The 2966-nt window shown below is 73.6% G+C and carries 2 protein-coding genes; one reads left to right on the top strand and one right to left on the bottom strand.

Translation table 11 applies throughout. The features are described 5' to 3' along the window. On the bottom strand, positions 1 to 1522 hold a 1522-nt coding region (locus ETD83_RS40870; RefSeq protein WP_171064728.1), incomplete at its 3' end, for an ATP-binding protein. 250 nt (positions 1523 to 1772) lie between these two features. On the opposite strand from ETD83_RS40870, the gene ETD83_RS40865 reads away from it, so the two are divergent. Next, entirely contained in the window at positions 1773 to 2822 is a 1050-nt protein-coding gene (locus ETD83_RS40865; protein ID WP_171064727.1) for a thiopeptide-type bacteriocin biosynthesis protein, read from the top strand. Positions 2823 to 2966: the final 144 nt, after the last annotated feature.

The raw sequence follows: 2966 nt of genomic DNA, 5'->3' as shown, positions 1-2966 counted from the left end.
GTGTAGGAGGACTTCGGCTAGTAGCAGGTCGGCGGCGGCGCCAGGGGCGGTGTTGCGTGCGGCGTTCGCCAGTTGTTCGGCCAGGTCTGGGGCGCCGTGGGCCAGTGCCGCCCTGGCGCCGTCGGCCGTCGAAGAGCAGGATTCGGGCGTGGGTGGCTGCGGCCGTGGCGGCGTCTGGGTCGATCGCTGCCTTGGCCAGTTCTCGTTCTGCTGCTGCCACCTGGCCCGTCCCCCAGTAGAGGACGGACGCGCGGGCCACGGCCCAGTCTGCTCCCGGGGCGTCCGGCCATCGGGAGAGGAGGGCTGCGGCGCGTGCGGTGTCGCCGCGGTGTAGGAGGACTTCGGCTAGTAGCAGGTCGGCGGCGGCGCCAGGGGCGGTGTTGCGTGCGGCGTTCGCCAGTTGTTCGGCCAGGTCTGGGGCGCCGTGGGCCAGTGCCGCCCTGGCGCCGTCGGCCAGCAGGGTGGGACGGACCGGGCCGCCGCCGCGGACCTGCCAGGACGCGGCGCGCAGCAGGTCGTTCGTCGGTCTGGGTGAGAGGGCGGCCAGGCGCCGGTAGATCGTGCGCGAGCGGTAGGGGGTCAGCTCGGCGCGGAGGACCTCGCCGTGCAGGGGACGGGCCAGGCTCGCCTGTGATCGCTCGATCGTCAGCAGGCCGGCGCGCTCGGCCGCGTCCACGGTGTCCGCGCTGGTGAGCTGTTCGAGGAGCGGCACTTCCAGCGGTTCCGCGCAGGCGACGATCTCCAGCAGGGCGCTGACGTCGGGGGCCACCTTGCCGACCGCGCCGGTGACCCAGGCTGCGAGCGCGGGGGTGGGCGGCAGTTCGCCGTCCCAGCGCCACACCCGGTGCCGGCGCCGGAGCGTGTGGGTCTCGATCGCGCCGTGCAGCAGGTTCCGCAGTGCCCTCGGGTTGCCGCGCGCCGCGCGCCGCAGCCGGGCGCGGGTCGGCCCGTCGACGTGGCCGGGCAGGACGGCGTCGATCAGCCGCTCGACCGCGGCGTCGGAGAGCGGCGCCAGGTGCAGTTGCCGGGACCGGCAGTCTCCCCACATCTCGGCCTTCGCGGCGGCGAGCTGCACGTCCGTGCGCAGGGTCGCGATCAGGCCCGTCACCCCGTGCCTGAAGAGATGGCAGAGGACCGCGAGCGAGCCGTCATCGAGCAGGTGGGCGTTGTCCACGACCAGCACGAGGCGTTCACCTCCGGCACGCTGCCTGATCTCGGACGTCACCGCGCGGAGCACGGCCAGCGGATCGGTGTAGGCGCAGGCCCCGCCCTGCGGCAGGAGATGCGCGACGGCGCCGAACGGAATCGAGGCCATCACGGGCGTCGCGGCGACCCATTCGGTGGGGACGCCCGCTCTTTCCAGCCGGACCAGCGCCTCCTTGGCCAGCCTCGTGCGCCCGGCGCCCGATGCGCCGACGACGAGCATCCCAGCGTCGGTCCCCTCCCGGAAAAAGGATTCGATCGCGTCCAGTTCCGCGTCGCGTCCTGTGAAGGGCAGTTCATCTAGTAGTTCGTCAACCACGGCGATTCCCCGTTATGCGGTGCACGGCGGGCCCATCCGTCCCCCGTGCGCTGCGGATTCGTGCGAATGGACACCGTGTGTTCGATACGGGCCCGCTCTGGGGATGGGCCGCGTCACGTCCGCAATAGGTCAGTCGCCGCGGGCGCCCTGGTCCGCCGGGTCAATGGCGCTGATCTACCGCGGTTCCCCGGGCGCCGCTCAGAGTTGGTCGGGCACAGCGCCGTTGACAGGGGAAAGGTGGCGGGGGCAAGTGTCAGATACGCGGAAGAAGGCGCAGGCGCCGCCTGCCGCCGCACGGGGCTCCGCGGACTCAACGGCGGGCCGCCGCGCGGCGTACACGGTCGGGTTGGACGGGCGGAGCCTGGACGTGGCCGATCTCCTCGACGCCTGCGCGGAGAGCCTGCGCGCCGCGAACCAACCTGAGGGTGAGCTCGGACGGCTCTGTGACGCGTTCCTCGGCGGGGGCCTCCCGGCGCTGCGGGCGTCGGCCGGGCCGAGCACGTGGATCCAGACGGGTCTGATGCCCGGCGTCCGGTCCGGCCGCCGGCTCTACGCGCGGCTGGACGAGACCGCGCGGGAGCTGCTCGACCGTCCCGAGGTGAACGGCTTCTTCTTCACGCACAAGCCGCCGGGCCTGCGGGTACGGGTCGAGACGACGGGCGCCGCCCGGGCCGCGCTGGCGGCGGAGCTGCGCGAACGGTTCGGCGGCTGGCGCGCGGAGGGGCTGATCGCGGCGGCGGTCCCGGCCGTCTACGAGGCCGAGGCGCACCTGTTCGGCGGCCCGGTGTCCATGCGCAGCGTCCATCGGCTCTTCGCCGCCGACTCCCTGGTGTGGCTCGGCGTCCACGCGATGCCGTACGTGTCCCCCGGACGGAAGTGGACGCTGTCGCTGGTCATGCTCCGCTCGTTGTTCGAGGCCCTGCGCGTCGAAGGCTGGGAGGCGCGGGACGTCTGGGACCGCGTCCGGACGCAGACCTACCGGCGCCTGCCCCCGCTGCTGCTGGACGACGCGTCCTTCACCCGCGCCGCCCAGGGCATTCAAGACGCGTGGACGCGACCGGACGCCGTCCTGGAGCGGCTGCCGGTCGGGGCGCGCGAACTGCTCGCCCGCCATGACGACGCCGTGCGGCGGGAAGTCGACCGCTGGCGCTCGGAGTACTTCGACACTGCGGACGCCTACGTCGGTCCCCGTGAGGCCGCCGCCTTCTACATCGTCCTCCACTGGAACCGCGCGGCGATGCCCATGGTCAGGCAATCCCTGCTCGCCGAATCGCTCGCCCGGCCGGAGCCGCTCCCGTGACCCCCGAAGACGCGTGTCCCGGACGTCCCGAAGGCGCGTGTCCCGGGCGGCCCGAGGGCGCCTGTCCCGGGTGGGCCGAAGGCGTGTGTCCCGGACGGCCCGAAGGCGGCTGTTCCGGGTGGGCTGAAGGCCTGGGTCCCGGGC

Source organism: Actinomadura soli (assembly GCF_005889715.1).
GTDB lineage: Bacteria > Actinomycetota > Actinomycetes > Streptosporangiales > Streptosporangiaceae > Spirillospora > Spirillospora soli.
The sequence above is the reverse complement of the archived record's forward strand: the minus strand, read 5'-3'. Positions and strand labels throughout refer to the sequence as shown.